The sequence below is a fragment of the Chryseobacterium gambrini genome (assembly GCF_027920505.1).
GTDB classification, from domain to species: Bacteria; Bacteroidota; Bacteroidia; order Flavobacteriales; family Weeksellaceae; genus Chryseobacterium; species Chryseobacterium gambrini.
In genome coordinates this window covers 590943-616697 of the sequence record NZ_CP115857.1, presented here as the reverse complement: position 1 = coordinate 616697, position 25755 = coordinate 590943, and the positions used below count along the sequence as shown (strand labels likewise).

At 34.8% G+C, this 25755-nt stretch carries 26 protein-coding genes; 14 read left to right on the top strand and 12 right to left on the bottom strand.

What is annotated here, in order from left to right:
* Positions 1 to 252 precede the first annotated feature (252 nt).
* Positions 253 to 1044, bottom strand: a complete 792-nt coding sequence (locus PFY09_RS02730; protein WP_271161333.1) for a S1/P1 nuclease — start codon at positions 1042 to 1044, stop codon at positions 253 to 255.
* Positions 1045 to 1263: 219 nt separating this feature from the next.
* Here PFY09_RS02730 and PFY09_RS02725 point away from each other — a divergent pair, with 219 nt between their 5' ends.
* The 4 genes from PFY09_RS02725 to PFY09_RS02710 all read left to right on the top strand — a co-directional run bounded on the left by PFY09_RS02725 (position 1264) and on the right by PFY09_RS02710 (position 5713).
* The gene (locus tag PFY09_RS02725) at positions 1264 to 2271 is read left to right on the top strand and encodes a type VI secretion system baseplate subunit TssG (RefSeq protein ID WP_271161332.1); all 1008 of its coding nucleotides are present in this window, start codon (positions 1264 to 1266) and stop codon (positions 2269 to 2271) included.
* 56 nt (positions 2272 to 2327) lie between these two features.
* Positions 2328 to 3242: a TssN family type VI secretion system protein gene (locus tag PFY09_RS02720; protein ID WP_271161331.1), complete on the top strand. Its 915-nt coding sequence runs from the start codon at positions 2328 to 2330 to the stop codon at positions 3240 to 3242.
* A gap of 10 nt (positions 3243 to 3252) precedes the next feature.
* Entirely contained in the window at positions 3253 to 4392 is a 1140-nt protein-coding gene (locus tag PFY09_RS02715) for a hypothetical protein (RefSeq protein ID WP_087710223.1), read from the top strand.
* Between the two features lie 142 nt (positions 4393 to 4534).
* Entirely contained in the window at positions 4535 to 5713 is a 1179-nt protein-coding gene (locus PFY09_RS02710; RefSeq protein WP_271161330.1) for an aminotransferase class V-fold PLP-dependent enzyme, read from the top strand.
* A gap of 441 nt (positions 5714 to 6154) precedes the next feature.
* Here PFY09_RS02710 and PFY09_RS02705 read toward each other — a convergent pair whose 3' ends face one another.
* Positions 6155 to 6808, bottom strand: coding sequence for a metal-dependent transcriptional regulator (locus PFY09_RS02705; RefSeq protein WP_076390190.1), 654 nt, complete (start codon positions 6806 to 6808; stop codon positions 6155 to 6157).
* Positions 6809 to 6892: 84 nt separating this feature from the next.
* Between PFY09_RS02705 and PFY09_RS02700 the strand changes: the two genes are divergently transcribed.
* Entirely contained in the window at positions 6893 to 7924 is a 1032-nt protein-coding gene (locus tag PFY09_RS02700; protein ID WP_271161329.1) for a threonine aldolase family protein, read from the top strand.
* A 33-nt stretch (positions 7925 to 7957) separates the two neighbouring features.
* On the opposite strand, the gene PFY09_RS02695 is transcribed toward PFY09_RS02700, so the two are convergent.
* The 3 genes from PFY09_RS02695 to PFY09_RS02685 all read right to left on the bottom strand — a co-directional run bounded on the left by PFY09_RS02695 (position 7958) and on the right by PFY09_RS02685 (position 9976).
* Positions 7958 to 8461 (bottom strand): hypothetical protein, encoded by a 504-nt coding sequence (locus PFY09_RS02695; protein WP_271161328.1) that lies wholly within the window; start codon positions 8459 to 8461, stop codon positions 7958 to 7960.
* A 140-nt stretch (positions 8462 to 8601) separates the two neighbouring features.
* Complete coding sequence (locus PFY09_RS02690) at positions 8602 to 9180, bottom strand: YdeI/OmpD-associated family protein (protein WP_271161327.1); 579 nt, start codon at positions 9178 to 9180, stop codon at positions 8602 to 8604.
* A gap of 112 nt (positions 9181 to 9292) precedes the next feature.
* Complete coding sequence (locus tag PFY09_RS02685; RefSeq protein WP_271161326.1) at positions 9293 to 9976, bottom strand: hypothetical protein; 684 nt, start codon at positions 9974 to 9976, stop codon at positions 9293 to 9295.
* A gap of 520 nt (positions 9977 to 10496) precedes the next feature.
* Here PFY09_RS02685 and PFY09_RS02680 point away from each other — a divergent pair.
* Positions 10497 to 11177, top strand: a complete 681-nt coding sequence (locus PFY09_RS02680) for an XRE family transcriptional regulator (RefSeq protein ID WP_271161325.1) — start codon at positions 10497 to 10499, stop codon at positions 11175 to 11177.
* 691 nt (positions 11178 to 11868) lie between these two features.
* On the opposite strand, the gene PFY09_RS02675 is transcribed toward PFY09_RS02680, so the two are convergent.
* Positions 11869 to 12324 (bottom strand): PA2169 family four-helix-bundle protein, encoded by a 456-nt coding sequence (locus PFY09_RS02675; RefSeq protein ID WP_271161324.1) that lies wholly within the window; start codon positions 12322 to 12324, stop codon positions 11869 to 11871.
* A gap of 154 nt (positions 12325 to 12478) precedes the next feature.
* On the opposite strand from PFY09_RS02675, the gene PFY09_RS02670 reads away from it, so the two are divergent.
* Both PFY09_RS02670 and PFY09_RS02665 read left to right on the top strand, forming a co-directional pair.
* Positions 12479 to 13276: a Cof-type HAD-IIB family hydrolase gene (locus PFY09_RS02670; protein ID WP_271161323.1), complete on the top strand. Its 798-nt coding sequence runs from the start codon at positions 12479 to 12481 to the stop codon at positions 13274 to 13276.
* A gap of 133 nt (positions 13277 to 13409) precedes the next feature.
* Positions 13410 to 13580, top strand: a complete 171-nt coding sequence (locus PFY09_RS02665; protein WP_106408105.1) for a lmo0937 family membrane protein — start codon at positions 13410 to 13412, stop codon at positions 13578 to 13580.
* Between the two features lie 117 nt (positions 13581 to 13697).
* Here PFY09_RS02665 and PFY09_RS02660 read toward each other — a convergent pair whose 3' ends face one another.
* Positions 13698 to 14270, bottom strand: coding sequence for an OmpH family outer membrane protein (locus PFY09_RS02660; RefSeq protein ID WP_185204562.1), 573 nt, complete (start codon positions 14268 to 14270; stop codon positions 13698 to 13700).
* A 167-nt stretch (positions 14271 to 14437) separates the two neighbouring features.
* On the bottom strand, positions 14438 to 15427 hold the full coding sequence (locus tag PFY09_RS02655; RefSeq protein ID WP_271161322.1) for an aldo/keto reductase: 990 nt from the start codon (positions 15425 to 15427) through the stop codon (positions 14438 to 14440).
* A 150-nt stretch (positions 15428 to 15577) separates the two neighbouring features.
* Between PFY09_RS02655 and PFY09_RS02650 the strand changes: the two genes are divergently transcribed.
* Positions 15578 to 16855 (top strand): NAD(P)/FAD-dependent oxidoreductase, encoded by a 1278-nt coding sequence (locus PFY09_RS02650; protein WP_271161321.1) that lies wholly within the window; start codon positions 15578 to 15580, stop codon positions 16853 to 16855.
* A 67-nt stretch (positions 16856 to 16922) separates the two neighbouring features.
* On the top strand, positions 16923 to 18767 hold the full coding sequence (locus PFY09_RS02645; protein WP_256037811.1) for a chloride channel protein: 1845 nt from the start codon (positions 16923 to 16925) through the stop codon (positions 18765 to 18767).
* A gap of 90 nt (positions 18768 to 18857) precedes the next feature.
* Here the strand turns inward: PFY09_RS02645 and PFY09_RS02640 are convergent, their stop codons facing one another.
* Both PFY09_RS02640 and PFY09_RS02635 read right to left on the bottom strand, forming a co-directional pair.
* Positions 18858 to 19667, bottom strand: coding sequence for an anti-sigma factor (locus PFY09_RS02640; RefSeq protein WP_271161320.1), 810 nt, complete (start codon positions 19665 to 19667; stop codon positions 18858 to 18860).
* A gap of 1 nt (position 19668) precedes the next feature.
* A complete protein-coding gene (locus tag PFY09_RS02635) occupies positions 19669 to 20112 on the bottom strand; it encodes an RNA polymerase sigma factor (RefSeq protein WP_271161319.1) in 444 nt (147 codons plus the stop codon).
* Between the two features lie 371 nt (positions 20113 to 20483).
* On the opposite strand from PFY09_RS02635, the gene PFY09_RS02630 reads away from it, so the two are divergent.
* The 3 genes from PFY09_RS02630 to PFY09_RS02620 all read left to right on the top strand — a co-directional run bounded on the left by PFY09_RS02630 (position 20484) and on the right by PFY09_RS02620 (position 22705).
* Positions 20484 to 21053 carry a fasciclin domain-containing protein gene (locus PFY09_RS02630; RefSeq protein ID WP_087710197.1) on the top strand — a complete coding sequence of 190 codons (570 nt, stop codon included), beginning with the start codon at positions 20484 to 20486 and terminating at the stop codon, positions 21051 to 21053.
* A 104-nt stretch (positions 21054 to 21157) separates the two neighbouring features.
* Positions 21158 to 21865: a ferritin-like domain-containing protein gene (locus PFY09_RS02625; protein WP_076390204.1), complete on the top strand. Its 708-nt coding sequence runs from the start codon at positions 21158 to 21160 to the stop codon at positions 21863 to 21865.
* A 24-nt stretch (positions 21866 to 21889) separates the two neighbouring features.
* Positions 21890 to 22705: a ferritin-like domain-containing protein gene (locus PFY09_RS02620; protein WP_076390205.1), complete on the top strand. Its 816-nt coding sequence runs from the start codon at positions 21890 to 21892 to the stop codon at positions 22703 to 22705.
* Positions 22706 to 22792: 87 nt separating this feature from the next.
* Here PFY09_RS02620 and PFY09_RS02615 read toward each other — a convergent pair whose 3' ends face one another.
* Positions 22793 to 23713 carry a DUF3078 domain-containing protein gene (locus PFY09_RS02615; RefSeq protein ID WP_268054102.1) on the bottom strand — a complete coding sequence of 307 codons (921 nt, stop codon included), beginning with the start codon at positions 23711 to 23713 and terminating at the stop codon, positions 22793 to 22795.
* Between the two features lie 147 nt (positions 23714 to 23860).
* Entirely contained in the window at positions 23861 to 24394 is a 534-nt protein-coding gene (locus PFY09_RS02610) for a carboxymuconolactone decarboxylase family protein (protein WP_076390207.1), read from the bottom strand.
* A 509-nt stretch (positions 24395 to 24903) separates the two neighbouring features.
* Between PFY09_RS02610 and PFY09_RS02605 the strand changes: the two genes are divergently transcribed.
* Entirely contained in the window at positions 24904 to 25755 is an 852-nt protein-coding gene (locus tag PFY09_RS02605; RefSeq protein ID WP_271161318.1) for a helix-turn-helix domain-containing protein, read from the top strand.

Genomic DNA, 25755 nt, shown 5'->3' with positions numbered 1-25755 from the left:
AACAGCGATTTTAGGGCTTTTAGAGGTTCAATAAATTTTAAAAACTTTTTGCATAAAGGTTTTTTGCGTTCGCAATGTATGTTCAAATCTTACCACGAAACAAATCTTTCAATATACTTTTCTAGATGGTTTCAACATGACAAGTATTGTGAATATTGTTATTTAAAATAAAAAAAGCGAAACAAAAGTTCCGCTCTATTATTTAAAGGTGAAAATAAAATAACTTTTAAAATTCACCATTGACAATTCACTTTAAAAAAGGTCATTCAACAGTTTTGCCAGTCTCAAACCTCCGTACAGAAGCTGTCTTTCCATCGTTTCATTAAATTTGTACTGATAATCGTAAGACAGTTTAGAATCGTTTGGTGTCTGCGCATAGATTCTGTTGGCAATTTTGTGAGAATCGTACAACCAGTCTTCTAAAGTTCCGGTCTGGATCTGTTTTACTTCCTCATCAGACTTGATGTCCAGTAATTTTGCATATTCTGTGTAGCTGTATTTCTGAGAATCTACTAATTTTCCGTCCCAGACAGAGTGCAAATTGGATTTATCTCCGAAATATGTCACATTAATTTTGTTTCCTCCCAAATCTTCTGCTCTTCCTACGTGTAAAGGCTGCGAAAGATCTCCCATCATGTGGATCAGGAAAATTAAAGCGATTTTTCTGTCTTTCTCAGACGTTTTTTCGTCTTTGATCTGGCTGGATAATGTTTTGATCTGTGTGTAAAGACTTGGTCCCGCCTGCGCTTTCAGTTTTTCTTCAAATACTTTAAAATCCGTCTGCGGATCGATGTTTACATAATGCCACGCTGAAGTTTCCTTCCAGACTCCTGTAGTATCAGATTTAATGAAATCCGGCCAGTTTGCCCAGTACGCAAGACGTTCTCTCCCCATCATTTTTCTGATCTCTCTTTTTGCCTTTCCGGAAAGGTGATTTTCTGCAATCTCTGCAATAATTCTGTGTCCCGTTAATCCCCACGCATAAGAATAAAGCGAAGATGCCATGAATGCTAAAACCAGCATTTTAGAATAAATACTTTTCATTGTAAAATAACATTTTCAGGGGGCAAAGATACGTTTAATTTAAGGTTCAGGTTCAGCCTGAAGATAAGGATTTTAAAAATTAACGTAATCTTAAACATAATCCAATATTATTTCGGATTTTTTAAGTGATTTTTTTGTTGAAATTTTCATAAATTTTACATTTCAGATTTATATTATTCTTTTAAATACTAATAATTTAGTATTTTTAATATGAATTTAGTGAAAGAATATTTTTTCAATAATTCGAGATATACTATTTTTACAAGCCAAATCACAGGAAAAACCATGTATGAGAATAATATTGTAGACATGCAATACAATAAGCTGCAGACCGACTTCAAAGCAGAAGCTGTAGCCGTTAATCTTTTAAAATACCACAGAGCGGTAAGCAATATTTTTATCGACAGGATCGGGATTAATGACCGTGCTTATTTAAAGGATATTAAAAGTATTTCGAGCGATTATCTGGGTTTTGACGAAGAAGTTTTTACCATAGAAACGTATAGAGAAGGAATTTACGATTATCTTCCCGAAGGACTTTTCCATCCGCCTTCTTTGGGAGCTTCCCGAAAAAATGTAGACACCGTTGTCCGCGAAATCCGCAGACAGAAAAAAGTGGAAGAGGATGCCCGAAAATTTTTCAAGCCTTTTGAGCTGGAAATATTTTTTACGGAGATCAGTGCTTTACTCAAAGAGTTTGATTTTGAAATATCAAGTGATACAGATTCTTTACTGGAAACCGTAAGCGAACTCTGGCCTTTGATTAATCAGTTGGATAAGAAAAATGCCTGTATTTTTATTTATATTCTTCCGTTTTTTCATCAGATCAGAGGAAATAAATCCTGGTTTGAACGCTGCATGACCGCATTTTTACAGACTCCTGTAAAAGTAACTTTTGCCCCGAATGTTATTGACGGAGTGGAAGAGGAAGACGATTCTATGCTGCTGGGAAATTCCAGATTGGGAGTTACCTATATTCCGAGTGGAAAACATATGGACGGGCAAAGGAACTGGGTAATAAACATTGGACCAATTCCTTACACCGAAATGAAAAAATATATCGACGGAAGTCCGTTCCGGAAAGTTTTGCAGGCAATGTACGATTATTTTCTGCCTGTAAGTGTGGATGTGGAAGAAAATTTTATCACAGAAAAAAAGGATTATTCTTTTGCACTGGAAGATGATGATAGAAATGCAAACCGGCTCGGTTACTCTACCTTTCTGTGAATTTTTTTAACTATATTTACAATCACCAAGAAAAATATTAATTCGAAAAAAGACAAATGGAAATTTCTTCAGTAAAAGGAATCTTTTTAAGGTATATTCTTATGCCTTTATTTGCGGTTATTATGATGGTCATTTTAGGAATCATCAGAAAAAACAAACCCGCAATTAAGATCAAAACCATTATCATCTATGTTCTGCTGTGCAGTTTATGCCTTGCGATTCCGGGAATTTTCGGGTTTGCAGGAAATTTATTCAATCCTTACTGGTATTTAATTGCCCAGATCATTTACTTTATTTTAGGGATTATTCATGTTAATTTATCAGATCGGTATTTCAAAAAACATTTCAGTTCTACCACAAAAAGTATTTTGTTTGAATCGATTCTTTCTTTAACGTGCATAGGATTCGGAGGGTATCTTTTTTACCTGATTTTCGGCTGGATGAGTCGCGGAACCGGTTATCCGGTTATGGCAGCAACGAGTATTTTCATATTTATTGTTCCTCTCGTTTTTCATTACTGTTATGTCCAGTTAATCAGCATTCCGGTGGATATTTATAAAACCTGGAGGTATTCTCCGGAGCAGAAACTTCCGGATTTTGAAGGGGCGGATTTCGACAGATTAATGGTTTTGAATGTAGAATTAAGCAAAAACCTTGAAGATTCCAACAGATTCAGAATTAAAGCAAAAACTTTACCTACCGGAATTACTTTCGGAGACTGGTTTTACAGAGTTGTGGACGATTATAACCACAAAAATCCCAATTCCGTTATTCATCTTACGGATGAAACCAGAGAATCGTATTACTGGATCTTTTATACCAAAAAATCGTTCTTCAGCTTCAGAAAATACATCGATTTCGATCAGGATATTACAGAAAACAGAATTTCTGAAAACGACGTCGTGATCTGCAAAAGAGTGATCCAGCATGAAGAAGAAGGCGTAAGAAAACCACAGCAAAACACCATCTAAAATATTGAATATGATACAGCCTATAAAGCATTTTGCCATTAATTGGGTTGACGGGATGAAGGTTTCCCAGAGACATCTTAATGATCAGGATAATTTTTTAATCGATACCATCCGAGATTCCAATTCTTTGGGAATCACGACCTATAATTACGGACTTTTACCGATCTCGAATAATTTTACCGACCGAACTATTTTTGACGTTCATAATACCGCAACCAATGATGTTCAGTTGGTTATCAAACATTGCAGCGCAGTTACGATGGCGGGTTACAGAATTGAACTGAACGACAGGAGAGTGAGCGTAAAATCTCTGGCAAAATCCATGCATGAGGAACAGGCAGACGGAGAGTATTACATCCTGATTTCGGTGAATCCTTTTGATAAAGTTCCTTTCGGAGATATCGATCCGGAGGAAATTCCGCCCCGTCATCCGAATGCACAATCGAATCACCATATCGAACTGCTTCCCGTAACATCCCTGAACAGCAGCTATTCGGGAGGAAATTATCTGATCATCGGAAAAGTAGATTTAAAAGGAAATATTGCGCAGGTAGATTCTAATTTTATTCCGCCCTGCACATCGATTCAGAGTCATCCTGCGTTGCTTGGTTATTATAACAATTTCGCAAAATCCATTGGGAATTTACAGCAGTATGCTTTTAAAATTATTCAGAAAGCATCTCATAAAAATCAGAATACGGCATTGGCACAAAATGTAAAATTCCTGTGCAATACCATGATCGATACTTTCGGAGATATGTATTTTCAGTTCAGAAATATCACGCCTTATCAGCCGCCTGTATTTTTAATTGAATCTTTTGCAAAACTTGCACTCCGACTGTACAATGCAACACAGGTTCTTGTTCCTGCAGAATTGGAAGAAATGCTGAATTACAGCTTGGAATGGAGTGAAATTGCTCCTCATACCTTACTTAATCAGCTTTCAATAGTTGCTGAAACCAATTACGATCATCATAATTGCGGAGAACCGTTCCTTTATATTCAGCAGATGCTGCGAAGTCTTGAAACAATCTTTGCCAAACTGAGTGAACTGGATTATATTGGCCAGAGAAAAGAAAATATTATTGTTAACGAGCAGGAAGTTTCCAACAATAATAACCCGAAAAGAGGGTGGAGCGTTTTGGATTAATGTCAAAACATATTTAAAAAATACAAATCCCGATACGATAAATTCGGGATTTTTTGTGTAAAATTGTTAGACGTTAAATTTCTTTGGAAATCAAATTATTGAAAATGATTATTCTTTCGTCAGAATTAAAAAGTAATAAAAAATGAATGCAGCTAAAATAAGAGAAGATATAAGAGGTCTTTCGGACGGAAAAATTTTCATGAATAATGCAGGATCTTCATTAATGCCTTCAATCGTAGTGGATTCAATGATTGATTATTTAAAGCAGGAAGAACAATTCGGAGGATATGAAGTTGCCACCAGAAATGCTGAATTATTAGAAGAATTTTATGATGAAACTGCAAAACTGATTAACTGTAAACCTTCCAATATCGCCTTTGCAACAAGTGCGACTGAAGCATTTGCAAAGGCATTATCAAGCATTGTTTTTAAAGAAAATGATGTCATTATCACAACGGCTGATGATTATATTTCCAATCAGATCACCTTTATTTCGCTTCAGAAAAAATTAAATATCAAAATCATCAGAACCAGAAATCTTCCCGACAATGAGCTTGATCTGGAAGATCTTGAAAATCTGATCAGAAAATATACCCCGAAACTGGTTGCCGTTACGCATATTCCGACAAATTCCGGACTGATTCAGAATGTTGAAGGAGTCGGCAAAATCTGTAAAAGATATAATATTTTGTATTTGGTTGATGCCTGTCAGTCGGTCGGCCAAATGATGGTTGATGTCGAAAAAATTGGCTGCGATTTTCTGACGGCAACAGGAAGGAAATTTTTGCGCGGACCGAGAGGAACAGGGTTCTTGTATGTTTCGGATAAAGTTTTGGAACAGAATTACGCACCTTTGCTGTTGGATATGAGAGGAGCGAACTGGACGGAATACAATGATTATGAATTGTTTAAAACAGCCAAAAGATTTGAACACTGGGAAATTTCCTATGCTTCTTTATTAGGAGCTAAACACGCCATACAATATGCCAACCATATCGGATTGGATAACATTGAAGAGTACAATAAGATTTTATCTGAAAAATTACGAAACAGCCTCAAAGACAGCGGTTTTAAAGTTTGGGATTGGGGAAATCATCTGAGCAGCATTGTTACATTTTCCGGTCCGGATGGAGATCTGGAAAATATTCAAAGAGTTTTGAAAGAAAATAATGTCTTCTTTTCCGTAACGTATAAGAATTCGGCGTTAATTGATTTTACAAATAAAAAAATCAACGGAATTGTTAGATTATCGCCACATTATTTCAATACTCAGGATGAGATTGAACGGGTTTCTGAAATTCTGGAAACTAGCTTGAAATAATATTTATCCGCTTCGACAAGCTTAGGACATCGCTTAAAATAATTAATCAGTCTGTTTAAATTTTTATTTAACCGCAAAAGGCACAAAAGATGAACGAAGCATTTATATAAAGTTGAATGATTATAAATGAAAAGATCACAATAGATTTTAAAATCTTTGATTTTTATTCTTTTGATTGCTTTGATTATTCTGGAAATCCGCTTTACCAAGCTTGTTTAAACTTTTTTACCACAAAAGATTTAAACACTTTAGTTGTTTAAGTTTAATGCTTAAATGGAAAGAAAGAGCACATAAGTTTAAAAATCAAAGTTTTTTTTTCTTTGCAGACTTTTGAAATACTTTAAATAAAGTCTTTTGTCTCTTTTGCGGTTTATTCTGAATTTAGTTTAAACAAGTTTAATATGAGTGAGCCTGTTGAAGCATATATTTAAGGCTAAAAAATTATTTCTTCACCAGTATTTTTTCCGTCGCTTTTTTGCTTAAAACTTCCTGTTTTCCTTCGATTTCGATGGTTACGGATCTATCAAAACTTTCAATTTTAATAATTTTGATTTTTTTATTCAGAAGTAAATTTCTTTCCGTAAGGTAATTTAAAAAAGCATCATCCGAAAGTGTAACAGATGCAAACACAACCGTTTCGCCAACTTCGCAGTTGCTTAGCTTTTGCAGATCCTGTGCAATGATATTTCCATCTTTATCGGGAATGGGTTCTCCGTGAGGATCGAATTTCGGGTAATCCAGAATTTCATCCATTTTGTCAAAGAAAACAGCAGAGTGGACGTGTTCCAGTTGTTCCGCGATCTCATGAACATTTTCCCAGCCAAAATTCATTTTTTTCACCAGAAACATTTCTGTAAGGCGGTGTTTTCTTACTACCAAAGAAGCTTCACGACGACCTTTATCCGTGACAATCAAAGGTTTGTAAGTTTCGTAAATTACCCAGCTTTTGTCTGCAAATTTCTTCATCATATTGTTAACGCTTGGCATTTTTACGTTCAGAAATTTGCTCAGTTCGTTAATCGTCACTTTTCCCTCATGGTCAACCAGATGAAACAAAGCTTTCAGATAATTCTCTTCTGTTAATGTATTTTTCAAAATGTTAGATGATATTCTGTACAAATCTAACAAAATAATATGAATAAATTAGGCACTTTCCGCGAACTTTTTTAATTTTACTCTATGAAATTTTCATTCAAAAACGACTATTCAGAAGGTTGTCATCCCAATATTTTAAAGGCTCTTGCAGAGCATAATCTCGATCAGCAAGCCGGTTACGGAGAAGACCTGTATTCTTTAGAAGCAAAAGCACTGATAAAAGAAAAAATCGACGGTCCGGATTCTGAGATCTATTTTGTTTCGGGCGGAACGCAGGCAAATCTTATCGTTATTTCTTCGGTTTTAAGACCTTATCAATGTGCAGTTTCTGCATCGACAGGACATATTCTTAACAATGAGACCGGAGCAATTGAAGCAACGGGACATAAAATTCTGAGCATTGAAAAAGCAGACGGAAAATTAACTCCGGAAGACATTATTCCGGTTCTTGATAATCATAGAAACGTTCCGCATCAGGTAATGCCAAAGATGGTTTATATCTCGAATTCCACGGAGCTGGGAACGATTTATACCTTAAAAGAATTGGAAGAACTTTCTACATTCTGTAAAGAAAAAGGTCTTTATCTTTTCATGGACGGTGCGAGAATGGGACATGGTTTAACCTCTGAAATCAGCGATCTTACGCTGGAAAAAGTGGCAGAGCTGACTGACGTTTTTTATCTCGGAGGAACTAAAAACGGAGCTTTAATCGGGGAAGCCATCGTAATCAATAACAGGGAGCTGCAACAGGATTTTACCTTTAATATCAAACAGAAAGGAGCATTACTTGCCAAAGGAAGACTTCTTGGAATTCAGTTTCTGGAACTTATGAAAAATGATCTCTACTTTGATCTGGCAAAACACGCCAATTCGCAGGCGATGAAGATGAAAAATGCAATGAAAGAAAGGGGAGTGCTGTTTTTATCTGATACATACACCAATCAGATTTTCCCGATTCTGAGCCATGATTTAATTGAAAAACTATCTAAAAAGTTTGAATTTTATGTCTGGAAGAAAATCGATGAGCATTTTTCAGCTGTCCGACTCATCACTTCTTGGAATACAGATGATGAAGCCGTAAACAGTTTTATAGCAATTATTAACAAAGAATTATAAAAAAATGCAACCGCTTTTGGTTGCATTTATATTTTACTGTAGAGCCTTTGTAACCGTATTGCAATCAGCCGTTTTAAGGTTTCTTCCGCCTTCATATTTTATCTTTTTCTCGTTGGCATATTTTGTTCCGGTTTCGGCATCACGTTCGCCGATTCCTTCCTTTAAGCCGTCTTTGGTCTGTATAAAATAGATATCGTTTTTATTTCCTGAAACCCCTTCAGAAGCAAATTCATACGTCAGTTTAAGCGTATCTCCAGATTTGATGCCGCTTAAAGTTCCTTTATTGCTGTCTTTTTCGCTGTTTTTGGTCGCCATTTTTCCGGTGATGGTTCCCAGATTATCGTCAATGCTTACAAAAACGGTATCTTTTCCGGTAACTCCCATGTAACAAAATGATTTTGCACCCAGTGTATCCGTAACTTTTTCTGTTGTCGCAGCAGTATCCGCAGAAACTTCATTTGCAGCCGGAGCTTCCGGTTTTTTGTTACAGTTAAACAATACAACCGATAGTGAGCTTAATAAAAGTAATTTTTTCATAACCTTATTATTTATAGTCAAATTTTTTCGATCTTACTAAAATACTAATTTATAGTGACAATTGAATTTTGTTGAGATAATGATTTATTGTTAAATTTTGTATAAATTAAAAAACTTACCGCTTTATCAAAGAATAAAAACTAATCATTTAAACCTTTTCCGTTAAGAATTTCAGGGATATATTTTTCAATTCTGGATATTCTGGTTTTTGACTGTTTCGCTGAAGAAAAATAGAGTAGGTACGTACGCTGTCTTCCGGGAGTTAACGCTTCAAAAGCTTTCTGAAGTTCCGGATTCTCATTTAGTTTTTGAGCAAATTCTTCCGGTATGTTGAATTCATGTGTTTTTTTCATTTCAACTTTCGCTCCGGATTCTTCAATTTCTACCGCTTCGAATATGTAATCGCTTAAAATATTCTCTAAATCAATGATCTGTTGTAGGTTTGTAAAACGAATCTGTCTTGTTGCCTGTATGTTTTCTGTCTGCCGAATCAAAATATTTTCAGCATCTTTCATCAAAGCGCCTTTGAAAAAGAGGAGTGCGCAATATTCTTTAAAACCATGAATCAGGAATATATTTTTCCCTTCGTATGTATAACACGGACAGCCCCATTTTAAATCTTCTGTAAGCTCAGTTTTCAATGCAATTGTTCTTAATTTTTCAAATTCTGTGTGCCATTGTCCGGTTTTATTAAAAAAGAAATCAACTTTTGGATTCATAATATTTTCATTTACAACTGATTGAAATTATTTTCGGTTTATGGTGAAATCAAATTTATTGGTTTTTAAGTTTTTGGTGATAAAAATTATAAAAAAATTCTTTTTAATTAATTTATTTTTCATCATTTTCAGGATTAGAGAAAATTTCTTCCTGGCGGATAACCATAAATCTATTTTCATTTTTAAAAATGTTGCTACGGTGTTTGTCCAAAGAATAGATAATATATTTGTCATTCACAAAAACTATTTCAGCATTTTTATTTTTTTTTCTTATTTCTTTTGTTAATTCATTGAAATTTATAATATTTTCAGAGGGATGTAACCATGTAAAGAGTAATCCAATAGACAAGAAAATCATAGTAAAAAGAACCTCTTTTTTATATTTATTATTAGATTTTTGTAGATCAAAATAGGCAGAGATCAGTGTTCCGAAAGAAATTATAGAGAAAATAAAATAATATTCTTCGTATATTTTTGTAAAAGCGAGTAGAGCCAAAGTAATAAGAATAAAAATACTAAAAATAATACTTCTAATATTATAACTAAAGTTATTAAGTATTTTTAAGAGAAAAAATGCGAAAATAAATGATGTGCTTATAGTATATAATGAAACTATTGAATCAATTAAAACTTGAGAAGCCGAAAAAAAATATAACAATGATTTATCATAGAAAACCAATCTTAATATTTGATTTATTCCTCCAATTATTGATGGTACAATAACAATTAAGGCTAAATATTCTTTAAAGAAGATAATAATAGGATTCTCTTCAATTCTTCGAATTAAAGTATTCATAGGTTAATAATTTTTTCAAATATAATAATTACTTAGGAATTTTGTATAAGATAGAAGCGAAGCTTTTTTAAACGCATATATGGTCTTATAAATTAAATGAATAGCATAGGTAGAGCTTTATTTTGAAGGGCTTTAAAACGCATAAATAACTATGGATAAATGATTTAGCAGAATTTAAAAAGAACGACATAAATACTCTATTCAGTCACAAATAAAAAATCCTATAATTTATATTATGTTAAATAGAGTGTATTTTAAGAATTCTCTCAAATTGAAAACCAGAATATTTTCACAACCAAAATTCTTTCAGATGATCCTGTTTAATTGTTTATTGAAACTTTCCTTTATAATCTCTAACAAATTCAAAACTTTATTTTCTGCTTCGGAAGTTTTCAGCAATTTTAATTTTAGAATGATTACCGACTCTATCAAAATATTTTTTAAAGGAACTTATCCACAACTGCCCTAAAACTTAGGATTCTCCGGCAAACATTCGTATTTTTACGTTTTAATTTTTTATATGTCGATTTTTTCAGAAAATATCAGACTTTTACGCGCCAAATTAGGAAAAACCCAACGCGAATTGTCTCAAAAAATACAGATTACAGCTTCCAGATACAGTTCTTATGAAAACGGAAAATCTAAACCTCCGGTTGATGTCTTAATTAAAATTTCAAGAATTTTTAATGTCAGTATTGATCTTTTGCTGTCGGTAGATTTAACGAAGCATGCTCTTGAAGATATGCTGAAACTTCCTGATAACCGTATTGTTCTGCCTGTAATGGTAGATCAGAACGGCGACGAAAGCATTGAAATTGTCTCTCAGAAAGCTTCTATGGGTTATTTAACGGGTTACAGCGATCCGGATTATATTGAAAGCCTTCAGAGAATTTCTCTTCCTTTTCTGAAAAACGGAAAATTCCGTGCATTTCCTGCGGATGGAGATTCTATGCCGCCCTTTAAGAACGGCTCATACATCATCGGAAAATATATGGAAGGTCTTAATGATCTGAAATCCGGTAACACCTACGTTTTCATTACTTTAAATGACGGAATTACTTACAAACGTCTGAAATCTAAAAATGAAAATTCTTTAACGGTTGCCGCTGATAATACATTTTATGAGCATTACGAAATTCCTTTAAATGAGGTAGTTGAAGTGTGGCAATATGCAACAGGAATTTTTCCTGAGGATTTTTAAGGAAAACAAACTCAATCAATTTATTTATTCTCTTGGTTGAGTTTCTATACTACTCTATTTTTAGGAATTTTCAAATGATTTTCGTAGAATATTATGTTAAATTACTCTACGGAAATTATTGTCTATTTTCTGATCAGAATAATTGGTTTTTTTACAAATTTTAATCCATATTTCTATATAATAAAAAACACCACCCTTTTACAAGAGTGGCATATACCTAATTTTAAAGCAGAATTTAAATATATAAAAGAATGAATAAAACTTTTAGTGATAATTATTTCCTAAATTCTATAAATGATAAAGTTTTGTATTTTATACATCACTAATGTATGAATAATTTCAATAGTACAAAAGATTTTAATGATATTTTTATCATAAATTTTTATGGGTGAATTTTTCCTAAATAAAATAATTTATTTTCTATTGATTCATTAATTCATTTGATTGATATTCAAATGTTTATTTTTAAAATTTCTACATCCTTAAGTATTCATCTGATTGATGAGAAATTGCCGGAATTATTTGTTTTTTAGAATAATTCATTAATTTTTATTCAATATTTGGTGATTTGTAATGATTCTATTTCCCCAAAAACGTTGTCTGAATTCCATTCTGAATTGTTTTAGAATATTTTTTTTAGACATAAAAAAACTTTCCGTTTCAGGAAGTTGATCTGTAAGAAAAACAATAACTATTCTTTATAATTGCTTTTTCCTTTGAATTCATGATAAGAATCTTTGATGTGTTTAAGCTGCTCCGAAACAATTTCCCTGCTTTTTTCGCTCAGTTTTCCGGTGTCAATTGCATTCTGATAAGCATCAATCGCTGCTTTTTCGCCAAAAATTACATTTTCAATCGTAGATTCTTCCGTGTTTCCGATGGTAAAAGAGTTTTTGATATCAATCCACGTTCTGTGGAGCGTTCCGGCAACAGACGGTGAATCATTCGCTTCTCCTCCATTTTCGGTGATGAGATCAATGAGTTCGTTTTTCATGACTTTCGAAAGAGAATTCATTCTCGCGTATTCTGATTTCACGTCGGGATAGCTTTCCCAGATTTTACCTTCCACTTTTGCAAAGCCTTTTATTCTGTCATTCGTAATGTGGACAAGAGCATTCAAAAGATCGATTTCCTCCTGGTTTTTCATATTATTTTATTATTGGTGTGCTGAAAACTGTACAAGAATTATACCTTATAGATCCTGCAATAATTCAGTTTTAATTAAAATACAACCTCATAAAACAAAATTATATTGTTGTATTTTTGTTTTAAATCTTAAACGATTAAATTATTAAACTTCAATGAACACCCAAAATCACAACATTAAAGCCGTCTTTTTCGATATAGACGGAACATTATTAAGCTTTAAAACAGGAAAAGTCCCAGATTCTACCCAAAATGCTCTTCAAAAGTTAAGAGAAAAAGGAATAAAAGTTATTATCGCAACAGGAAGATCCATCAATTCCTTGCATCATATCGATCATCTGAAGTTTGACGGCTTCATTACTTTTAACGGATCGTATTGTGTTACAGCCTCAAACAAGCTTATTTCCAGACATACAATAGATCCTTCAGACATTAAAAGTCTGATTCATTATGCCAAAAATTTTCCGCTGAGCTATTCTTTAATGTATGAAGATAAAGTAGAAATAAACGATGCAACACCTGAAGTTGTGGGAATGTATTCTCATATCAACATTCCTGTTCCGCCGATTCATGATAAAGAAAATATTGATATTGAAAATGTAATTCAGGCAAATATTTTTCTGAAACCGGAAGCCGAAGCCGAATTTATGAAAAAAGTAATGCCCAAAAGTATATCTTCGAGATGGACTCCACTTTTTGCCGATGTAAATCCCGGAGGAATAAGCAAACAGACAGGAATCGAAAATTTCTGTAAATATTTTGATATAGACGTTTCAGAAACGATGTCTTTCGGAGACGGCGGAAATGATATTTCTATGTTAAAATTTACAAAAATCGGCATCGCCATGGGAAATGCGAATGACAGCGTAAAAGAAGTTGCAGATTACGTAACCGAAGATGTTGATAATCATGGAATTGAAAAAGCATTAATTCATTTCGGTCTGCTGGATTAAAAAGCTTTTATTTAAGTTTTTTTACAGCCAATTATTCACTTTTCATAATTTGTGGTATTTATTTTTAAGCTGTTTTTAAGAAAAAGGCATAATATGTGTATTTACTTTATCAAATCACTTAAAAATTTTAGTTATGAGAAGTTTATTATGGTTAGTCGCAGTCATTTGTATTGTGGTATGGCTTTTAGGAATGTTAGGAATCGTTCCGGGAATGAGTACAGGATATTTAGTTCACGTATTGCTGGTTATTGCAATCATTGTGGTACTGTATAATCTGATATCCGGTCGAAAGCCTCTCGATTAGACCGTCGTATAAAAGAAATAAAAGCCGGAAACGGGAATTTTCATATTCCTGATTCCGGCTTTTTTTATTTTGAATGAATAATTTTTACCTTAGAATTATTCATAATTTTTTTAAATATTACTTAGAAGCAGGCTTTGAAGCAGTTCCTGTAGCTCCCAGTTTAGACTTTACCGTCGGAGTAATATCTTCTCCTCCGTCCATATAAGCAACCTGGCTGTTTCCCTGAGAAGGCGCAATATCAAACACATAAGCCAATCCTTTTTCTTTCGCTACCGTAGCAATCATTGCGCTTACTTTTTTCTGAATCGGTGTAAATAATTCCGTCTGCTTTTTAGAAATTTCCTGTGCTGCTTTAGTTCTGGAAGTTTCAATATCTTTACCTAAAGTCTGCAATTCGGTCTGAGCTGCTGTTAATTCTTTAATTACAGTTTCTTTGTTTGCCTCACTTATCGTTTTCTCTTTATCCTGAGCCGCTTTTAATTTTGTCTGATAAGAAGTGATCATTTTTTCAATCTCACCCTGCTTTGTTTTGGTGAAAGTATCTAATGAACCTTCTGCTGTTTTAGCTTCCGGAAGATTGGTAAAAATATCATCCGAATTTACATGCCCGATTTTTTGCTGTGCGCTTACCATGTTAGACGTAAGGAAAAGTCCTGCCGCTATAGAAAATGTTGTGATAAACTTTTTCATCTTTATTTAAATTTTTATTTTTCGTTTTTTAAAATTCAGCAAATATAATAAATATAACTATATTGGTAGTGATATTTAAAATAAAGTTACATGAATTTCCATCATGGTAAATAACAAAACCTCCCGAAAAGAGAGGTTTTATATAGAGTAAATTGATGAAGTCTCTATTAATTCGGGATCTGCGCTTTTTCGTAAACTAACCCTTCCGATTGCAATTCTTTCCAGAAATCCGAAGGAATTTTTTCATCCAGAGCTTTTACATTATCTTCCACCTGTTCCGGTTTGCTCGCTCCGGGAATGATGGATGCAAATTCGTCGGCTGCCAAAACAAACTGCAACGCGGCGTGGGTAATGTTGGTATTGTATCTTCTGGCAATTTCATCAATCTTTTCACGCTTTTCTTTCATTCCTTTTGGGATCACATCCTTATAATTGTAACGATCTCGTCCATTGATAAATCCGGAGTTATAACCTGCGCCGGAAACCAGCTTTACTCCGGCTTTTCTTACTGCAGGAAGCAATCGGTCGACTGCATCTTCATGTTCCAGAATAGAATATTGCGTTGCTGAAAGACATATATCCGGATCGGCAGAATCCAGACAGTCTAAAATAGGCTCAATTTTATTCACGCCCATTCCCCATGCTTTAATAACGCCCTGATCTCTCAGTTCCGATAAAACTTTAAATGCTCCTTCTCTCGCCTGCTTCAAAAAATACGGATAGCGGTCTCCTACCTGATCTTCAGACAAATCATGCACGTAAACAATATCAATATGGCTCAGACGTGTTCTTTCAAGGCTTTCTTCAATAGATCTTTTAATGGCATCTGCCGTGTAATTGTGTTCAAAATCATAATGTAAAGGTGCTTTCCACATGGTTGGCGGAACTTCGTCTTCCGGAACTTCCACAAATAAACGCCCGACTTTGGTAGACAGTACAAACTCATCCCTGTTTTGCCCGTGAAGAAAATTCCCGAATCGTCTTTCACTTTTTGTTAGTCCGTACCACGGCGACGTATCGTAATATCGTATCTCGAGATCCCATGCTTTCTGTAAAACTTCATAAGATTCGCCGTCTGTTAATTTATCAAAGGCTGTTCCGATGGCTACTCCACCTAATCCGAGTCTGTGTTTTTCATTTAAAACATCTGCTTTCATATGGTAATATTTAAAATTTGGTTGCTCTAAAGGATACAAACATCGTGCAGATAATATTTAATCATAAATCTTTATGTATAAATATCACACATCTTGCATTTGGCTTTATTATTGAATAAAATACGGTACCATTTTCAATCACACATACATATGAAAAAGCACATCGTAATCGTAGGAGGAGGTTTTGCAGGAATTAATCTTATAAAATCTTTGGTTAATAACAAAAGATTCAGAATTACTTTAGTCGATAAAAACAATTATCACTTTTTTCCGCCACTGATTTATCAGGTTGCCACATCGTTTATTGAGGCTTCAAACATCAGTTATCCCTTCAGAAAGCTGCTTTCCAATTATAAAAATGTAAATTTCCACATGGGAAATCTTGTAAAAGCAGATCATGAAAATAATATTCTTGAAACCGACACTGGAAATCTTCATTATGATTATCTGGTTCTTGCATTGGGAACGGAATCCAATTTTTTCGGAATGGAAAATGTGAAAAAATGTTCTATCCCCATGAAAACCATTGATGAAGCACTTTATTTGAGAAATTATATGCTTTTAACGCTTGAAGAAGCGGCAAGAAATAAAAACATCAAAGAAGCACAGAAACTCCAGAATATCGTGATTGCGGGAGGCGGACCGACCGGAGTGGAACTTGCGGGAATGATCTCGGAAATGGGAAGTTATATCGCACAGAAAGAATATCCTGAAATAAAATTCGGGCTTTCGAATATTTATTTAATTGATGCATTGCCGACTTTACTTTCGCCGATGAGTAAAATGGCTCAGGAAGCCGCTTATGATCAGCTTAAAAAATTAGGCGTAAAAATTATTTTAAATACAGCCGTAAAAGATTATGTTGACGGAAAAGTAATTTTAGGAGACGGAAAAACCATTGAAACAGAAACTCTGATCTGGACTTCCGGCGTGATTGGAAGAGAAGTTCCGGGAATTCCGGAAGAAAGCATAGGTAAAGGACGCAGAATACTGGTTGATGCTTATAATAAAGTTCAGGGAACAAAAAATATTTATGCATTGGGAGATATTGCGCTGCAGCTTTCAGATGAAAACTTTCCGAAAGGTCATCCTCAACTGGCTCAGGTTGCCATTCAGCATGCAAAAAATTTAGGCAAGAATTTTAAAAGAATTGAAGAGGAAAAAGTTCAGATTCCTTTTGCTTATAATGATAAAGGAAGCATGGCAATTATCTCAAAATTCAATGCCGTTGTAGATCTTCCCAAGTTTTCCTACAAAGGATTTATTGCGTGGTTAACGTGGCTTTTTATTCACATTATTCCGCTGATAAGTTTTGGAAGCAAGGTAAGACTGGCGTTCAACTGGTTAAGATTATTTATTACCAATAATCCTTCCATCCGACTTATTTTAAGACCTAAAAAAGAGAACGCATTCCACACCGAATTTTAAATTTCATGATATATTTCATAAATTTACAGAACTGTAACAATTCGGTTATGGTTTAAAATTCCCAAAAGTGAATATTCATAATAAGAAAAAGTTTCTGAGCTTTCTGAAGTTCAAGAGAGACTTTCAGAAGTATGGACTTGAAAAAGCGCGCAGTTACGAACTCATCTTACATTGGCTCAATAACAGACTCAGCCGGAACCAGTTTCTGGTTTTATCGGGGATTATTGTCGGTTGTTCAGCGGGTTTGGCAGGAGTAATTCTTAAAACTCTGGTTCACAACATTCATCATTTTATTACAACCAAAGTTCATTTTGAATACCAGATTCTGTTTTATATCATTTTTCCGTTTCTGGGAATTGTTTTAACAACGAGTATTGTTTTAACGATATTTAAAGGACAGGACAGAAAAGGGATCGGCGCAATTTTATATGAAATTGCACAGAATTCGAGCATTGTTTCTTCCGTGAAAATGTATTCGCAGATTGTACAGAGTGCCGTTACAGTAGGACTCGGCGGTTCCGCAGGTCTTGAGAGCCCTATTGCAGTAACCGGAGCGGCCATCGGCTCCAATTTTGCGCAGACGTACCGTCTCAGTTACAAAGAGAGAACTCTTCTGTTGGCTGCTGGAGCAACTGCCGGAATTGCATCCGCTTTTAATGCCCCGATTGCCGGAATTATGTTCGCGTTTGAAATTCTTTTAACGGGAGTTGTATTCACAGACTTTATTCCTTTGGTTGTAGCGGCGGTTTGCGGAAGTTTGTTATCCAGAATTCTGCTGCAGGAAGATGTTCTTTTCAGATTTTATACCCGGGAAGCTTTTAATTATAAAAATGTTCCGTATTATCTTATTTTAGGAATTGTTACAGGTCTGTACGCGAGATATTTTGTGGTGATTTCCCAAAAAGTTGAACATTTTATAAAGGGGTTAAAAATGTCGCGGCTTAGAAAAGCAATGTTTGGAGGAGCGGTTTTGTCGCTGCTTTGCGTTCTTTTTCCGCCTTTGTTTGGGGAAGGTTATGATACAGTGAAAGCTTTTACCAATGGAAATACCCACAATATTATTCAGAACAGTTTTTTCAGATATTTTGAAATAAAAGATTTTACGATTATTATTTTCTTAATTCTGGTTTTGTTACTGAAAGCTTTTGCTACTTCTTTCACCATTTTCAGTGGTGGAAACGGAGGAAATTTTGCACCCTCGCTTTTTGCGGGCGGAACAGTAGGGTATCTTTTTGCTGTTGTCTGTCAGCAGATCGGTTTTACGGACGTTCCTGTAACCAATCTTGTTCTGGTGGGAATGGCAGGTGCAATGAGCGGTGTGATGTATGCTCCTTTAACGGCTATTTTCCTTATCGCGGAATCCAGTTTTGGGTATGATCTTTTTATTCCTTTGATGATTGTTTCCATCATTTCTTATCTCATTGCGAAGTGGTTCTCTCCTATTTCTCCGGAGCTGAAATCTTTAGCCGATCAGGGAAAAATATTCACCAATAAACATGATAAAAATATTCTTTTTTCTTTAAAAACAGAAGAATTCATTGACAGATATTCTCAGGCGATTGATGAAAATGCTCCTATAACTGAATTATTTGAGCTGGTAAAAAACGGCAATAAAAATATTTTTGCCGTTGTAAATGAGGAAAAAGTTTTAAGAGGAATTTTAACGCTGGATGATATCAGACCTTATTTATTTGCCAATAATGAAGTCTCGGTAACTCTCATTCAGATGATGAAAGCTCCTCCTGCCATTATTCATCCAGAAGATCAGCCTCTGGATATTCTTCAGACCTTTGATGACACCGGAGTCTGGAATTTGCCTGTGGTGGACGCAAACAACAGGTTTATCGGATTTATTTCCAAATCGACAATACTGATGAGCTATAGACAGCTTTTAAAGGAATATTCTGAATAATCTTTTTTCAGATTGGATTAAATTTCTCACCATTATATAAACAAAAAGACTTACGAAAGCCGATTTTTATATTTTTGAATTGTTTACTAATTAAATCTCTCCCATTACATACATATTCTCCATGGTAGGAACCGGACTTCCGCCCTTTTTTTCCAGTGTAATGGCAAAAGCCTGAGCATTTGGAATGTTGGCAAGCGCAATTTTGCTGTCTTTTTCTTCCGTATACATCCCTGCATCTACAGGTTTTCCGTCTGCAATAGCCCAAAGCTGATACTGCATTCCTTCCGGAGCTTTTGGTAAACTTTCGGCGTCAAGATAAACATCCTTGGTTTTCGTATCCCAGAAAACCATTGCTTTGGAATCTGTGTGCTTTTCGACTCCTTTCAGTTTCACCATTTTCATATCAGGATTGGAAATCATTTCCATTTTCTGATTTATTCTCTGCATCGCAAGATTCTGAGCGTTCTTCTCAGTCTCCATTTTCGCGATTGTTTCTTTTGTTTCTTTCTGGCTGTTCATCCAGAAAACATTTCCGCCCACGCTTACCAGAAGCAGAACAGATGCGGCAACCGCAAAAACCTTCCAGTTATTACTTCCCTGAATTCTTATTTCTTCCTGAGGTTTCGCTGCAGGAATATCCGCAGAAAATACAGGCTTTTCCTCTTCAGCAGTCTGTTCCTGCTGAATTTTGTTCCAAATCTTTGATTTTAAATCTGCCGGAGGTGTTACTGCCTGTGCCGTTGCAAGATCTTCCAGTGTTTTCTGTGCCTCTTCAAAAGCAGTTTTTACTTCTGCATTGTTTTTCATCACACACTCCAAAATACCCGCCTCCTCTGGAGAAGCAAGACCTAGAATATAAGATTCTATAATTCCGGATGATATGTATTCTTTAGTGTTCAATTTATTGATAATCTTTTAGCAAATCTTTTAGTTTCATAAGTGCATTCCTCATTTTAGTTTTAACCGTTCCCAGCGGTATCTTCAGTTTTTCGGATATTTCGCTTTGTGTATATCCCTGATAATACGCGAGATCGATAAGTTCCTTTTTGTCAGTCTCCAGACTTTCAAGCACATTGGCAAACCCTATATAATCGGAAGAATCATTAGTCGTTGAAAGCTCTGTAGAATCATATACGAAATCTGGAAGCGATTGGTTTTTTAACTGGTTCTGAAATCCTTTTGATTTTAAATAGTCGATCGCCGTATTCCTTGCAATATTAATCATCCAGGTATAAAATCTACCTTTAGAAACATCATATTGATGGATAGAATTCCATATTTTAACAAAAACGTCCTGAATAATCTCTTCTGTATATTCTTTGGACTGAACAATTCGAAGAATCACCCCGTACAATGCACCGGAATAGTGATCATACAGATGATGAAAACCTGTTTCGTTTTTTTCCTTTAGTAAAACGATTAGCTGCTCTTCAGAATATTTTGTTTTAATAGTAAATTATTTTACCCATCAAAAGTAACAATAATATTAATGATAACCAAATTTTAAAAACTCTTTTAAATCTTTATTAAAACAGAGTATATATTAACAGATTGTGAACAATATTCATCTATTTCAAAACAAATGTGAAATTTAATAGCCTGTTTTTCAATTACTTGTGATTTTTATTCAAATTTTTAAATCCAAAATAAAACCGAGTTCGTAAATGATTTTAACAACAGACAAATCGAATAATTTATCATTAAAAATTAAAAAAAATGAATACTAGATCAAAAATCGCAGTTTTAGGAATGGTAGCTTTATCATTCGCTTTCAGTGGAAACGCTACAGCACAGACAATGAAGGAAAAAACAGTAATGGTAGGAGGAGCGCCAATGTATCCGTCTAAAAACATTATTGAGAACGCAGTAAATTCTAAAGATCACAAAACACTGGTAGCTGCTGTAAAAGCTGCAGGTCTTGTAGAAACGTTACAGGGAGCAGGTCCGTTTACTGTTTTTGCACCTACGGATGCAGCATTTGCCAAACTTCCGAAAGGAACAGTAGAAAATCTTGTGAAGCCTGAAAATAAAGAAATGCTTACAAAAATTCTTACGTATCATGTTTTACCGGGAAAATACAGCTCTAAACAGGTTTGGGCAGCAGTAAAAGCCGGAAACGGAAAAGCAATGATGAAAACAGTGGAAGGTGAAGAACTTACTTTCTGGGCAAAAGGTAAAAACCTTTATGTAAGAGACGCAAAAGGAAACGATGCAAAAGTAACCATTGCAGACGTTAACCAGTCTAACGGTGTAATTCATGTTATAGATACGGTATTAATGCCATAATAATTTTTAAGTGTGAGAAACAGCATAATATTTATGCTGTTTTCTTTCAACCTTATCTAAAAACACATTAAAATATATAAACCTCTACACTAAAAAATAATATTATGAAAAAAACTATTAATGTTTCTAACCAGGGAGCGACTCTGGATACAGGCAGAAGAAATTTTTTGAAACTGAGCGGTGTAGGTCTTGCTCTTGCAGGTCTTACCATGATCGGTTGTGATGACGATAATTTCGATATGGTTGAAAATAACGTTTTCGACCTTGGAAAAGGTGATGTGGGTGTATTAAATTACGCTTACGCTCTTGAACAGCTGGAAGCAGATTTCTATACCAAAGTGGTTAATAATTTCTATTCCGGAATCTCAAATGCTGAAAAACAACTTTTTACAGATCTTTATCATCATGAAGTAATTCACAGAGACTTTTTTAAGGCAGCGATCAGCGGAGCAACATCCAATGTATTGCCTACTCTGGAATTTCAGTACCCGAATGTGAATTTTAACGACAGAAACTCTGTACTAGCTACTGCAAAAGCTTTGGAAGATACAGGAGTTGCGGCGTATAACGGAGCAGGAAAATACATTACCAACGCAGATTATCTGGTAATTGCCGGGAAAATTGTTTCCGTGGAAGCAAGACACGCTTCAGCGATCAGAAACCTTATCAATCCGGGAACGGCGGCTTTCTCCGGGGATGATGTGATTGATGCAAACGGACTGGATCTTGCCAAAGAACCAAAAGAAGTTGTATCTGCAGCAGGAGGATTTTTCAAAACACCTTTCACTTGGAAAGAACAGGGAATCGGTTAATTATTCACTTCAAAAAATTACATTATGAATATTCTTAAATTACTAGATAAGCTTTCTGATGACAAATTCTTTACTACAGAAACATCAAGATTAGAAACACTTACCAATATTTCATCTTTCGGGAAAAAAGCGGCTATTGCTGCAGTTCCTTTCGGATTAGGAGCCTTAATGACGACTCCTGCAAAAGCTGAAACCACAGACACTACAAAAAATGCAACGTTCTTTAAAAGTGCTTTAACAGATGCATTACAGTTGGCTTTGGTTCTGGAATATCTTGAAAACGAATATTATGCATTAGGATTGGCGGCTTCGTCTTTAATCCCGAGTGCAGACCGAGTGGTATTTATGCAGATTGCAAAGCATGAATCTGCACACGTAACCTTTTTGAAAAATACTCTAACTTCTTTAGGAGTAACTCCAGGAGCTAAACCGACCTTTGATTTTACAGCAAACGGAAGTTTTTCACCTTTTACAGATTACAATCAGTTCCTTGTTTTGGCTCAGGCATTTGAAGATACCGGAGTAAGAGCTTACAAAGGACAGGCAGGAAACGTAATGTCTAATAAAACAGTTCTTCAGGCTGCATTGCAGATTCACTCTGTAGAAGCAAGACACGCTTCACAGGTAAGAAGAATGAGAGCCAACAAAGGATGGATAGAATTGGCAGACGGAGGAAATATGCCTTCTGCAACCAATCCTGTTTACGCCGGAGAAGGCAATACAAATCAGGCAGGCTTTAATACCGCTACAGCTTTCGGGGCTGCTGCAGGTTCTGCTGCCTATGACGAGATTTTAAGTGGAAGTGATGCCCAGGCAATTGCATCCTTATTCATTGTCTGAGGAATTTTTACCTTAAATTTTTAGCTGTTTAGTCCCTTTCCGATCATTCGGAAAGGGATTTTTAGAAGAATATTAAAAAACAGCCAATTATTTCTTCATCCACGTCTGGTTGTCCTTGTTTTCAGAACGTTTTCTGCCATTGTCGATATTATAGGCAAAGCCCACTCCCAAAGTCTGTTTTAGCTGTGTTTTGGCAATCTGGTTATGATCGTACAGTAAATCCAGTGTTACGTTGGTGGAAATAAACTTATTGATTTTCATATTTAAAATTCCGCTGTACGCAAGAACCAGTCTTTCAGGATGATCCAGATAATTGGAGAAAACAGAGCCGGTATTGGTTAATGTAATATTATCCATTATTTTCAGCTTGTATATTGCTGTTCCCAGAAAACCGAACTGAAACAGAGAAGAATCACCATCATTTTTTAAGCCATACATTCCTTTATACTGAAGATCTTTATCGAGAACGAAAGTCCATCTCGCATTGGCAGGACGCATGGTTGCAGTAAAATTATCGTTGGGTCTGTACGTTACCCCTGCTCCCATATTCAGATAACCGGGCGCCATAAAATTTGAAATTTTTGCTGCTTCCGGATTGTTTCCGTCCGCATAACCCGGCGCAAACTGTGTCTGTAAGCTTGCTCCTGCGGAAATATACCAATTTTTTGCAAATTCTCTTCCGTAGTTGGTCGAAAGATTAATTACATCCTGGGTTTTTCTGGTTCCTACTCCTTTCGTATTATTTTGTCCGTATCCTAGAATAATAATGTTTTCCCAAAGATCTTTCCCCTTTTCGTAGGTAAGATTATAGTTTACTCCGGCAAGCCATCCCACATTATTGGCTCCCCCTCCAACCCAGTTGGAAAAAGCCGCCTGATTAAGCATGAGGGTATTTTGCCCCTGAATGCTCCAGACTTTTGCAGTATCCGAAACCGCTGCATCATTTTTTTCCTGAGCAGATAAATGAATCCCTAACAAAACGATAAATGGAAGTAGTTTTATTTTCATAAGTTTATATTTTGGTTTAAATTTAACAATAAAACTTAATGAATGATTAAAAATTATGAACTTAAAAGAAATTATCTGAAATTATTTTACATTATTATAAAAAAAAACTGTTCGCAGTAAGGAACAGTTTTTAAAAAATAAAATGAATTAAATTGCTTTCGCCAAAGGCCAGTCGATGGGAACCTCAGTGGCTGCAAAAAGATAATTTGTTATTATTTTATCGCCTGTTAAAACAATTACATCTACAAGACTTCCTTCTGTATAGCCTTCTCTAAAAAAGTTTTCTTTTATTTCATCAGAAATTGCTCCTTTATTTTCAGCAATAGATTGTACTGCTTTCGCCAGTGCATTTAGTTTTGAGTCAAACGAAACATCTGCTTTTCTTATCTCGATAATCTGTTCATCTGTGAAACCGTTCATTTTAGCGATGGCTGTATGAGCACTTAAACAGTATAAACAGTTATTAAACTGGCTTACCACAAGATTTACCACTTCTTTTTCTTTTGCTTTTAAAGAAGTTTTAGAGTTCTGTAATGCAATATACGTTGAAAGTGCATTTTCCGAATGGGCAAAAGCTGCATACAGATTTGGGACAAAGCCAATCCCTTTTTCTAAGTTTTCAAAAATTGCCTGATTTGCTGCTGATACTTGTTCTTTTTGAGGAACTTCAAAATTTTTCATTGTTTTAATTTGTTTAATTAATTTTACAATACAAAGTTGCGGTTTCAGGAAAGGCAATTCCATAGCAGAATTTCCCGAAAGATTTAGATTTTTTCCCTTTCTGACTTTTTTAAAAGTTTTTCTGAATTAAAATGAAATTTCAGTAATGACGTTTAAACTAATTTCAGAATAAACCGCAAAAGAGACAAAAGACTTTAGTGGATTTATGTAAAGTATTTCAAAAGTCAGCAAAGAGAAAAAATCTTTGATTTTTTAAAACTTAGGTGCACTTTTTTTTCCATTTAACTATTAAACTAAAGTGTTTAAATTTTTTGCTTCTTTTGCGGTAAAAAAGTTTAAACAAGCTTGATAAAGCAAATTTCCTGAATAATCCAAGTGCTCAAAAGAATAAAAATCAAAAATTTTTAAAAACTATTGTGAGCTTTTCATTTATAATCACCAACTTTAAATAAAAGTTTAGTTTATCTTTTGCTACTTTTGCGGTTACATAAGAAGTTTAAACAGGCTTAATGATTTATTCTTTAAATAATAAACAGACCGGCTCCGAATGCTTACTTTTTGTACATCCCGAACTATTCGACCGGGATTTTTACGGGAAAGACCGGGAGAAAAAGCTGCTGACTATCGCCTGGAATAAAGGCGAAGATCAAAAAGTAATAATCGATGGGATTGAATATATTTTTACCTCAGGAACTGTTCTTTGTCTCATGGTCAACCAGTCTTTTCAGTTTGAAGATTCCTCCCGAATCGTTGCATGGCAGTTTAACAGGGATTTTTACTGCATCGAGACACATGATGAAGAAGTGAGCTGTGTAGGATTTCTGTTTTACGGTTCAGCCGATGTTATGTTTATTGTTGTAGATGAAAAGGATCATGAGAAATTATCATTTCTGCAAAGTATTTTTATTGAGGAGTTTCAGGAGATCGACGGAATTCAGGAGGATATGATCAGGATGTTGATTAAAAGACTCATCATTATTATTACAAGACTTGGAAAAAAACAATTTTTAAAGGAAGAACTTCCCGAAGTAAAGCTGGATATCATCAGAAGTTTTAATCTTTTGGTGGAAAAGAACTACAAAACTCAGCATTCTGTAAAATTTTATGCAGATCAGCTTCATAAATCGCCAAAGACTTTATCCAACCTATTCAGATTGTACAACAGCCAGAGTCCGTCGTCTGTTATTCAGCAGAGAATTTTTCTTGAAGCAAAAAGACTTTTGCTGTTTACCGATAAATCTGTAAAGGAAATTACCTATGAACTGGGGTTTGAAGATGTTTCGTATTTCAGTAATTTTTTCAAGAGACTTTCAGGAAATACGCCTGTTTCATTTAAAAAGAAAAAGTCTGTAAAGAAATAA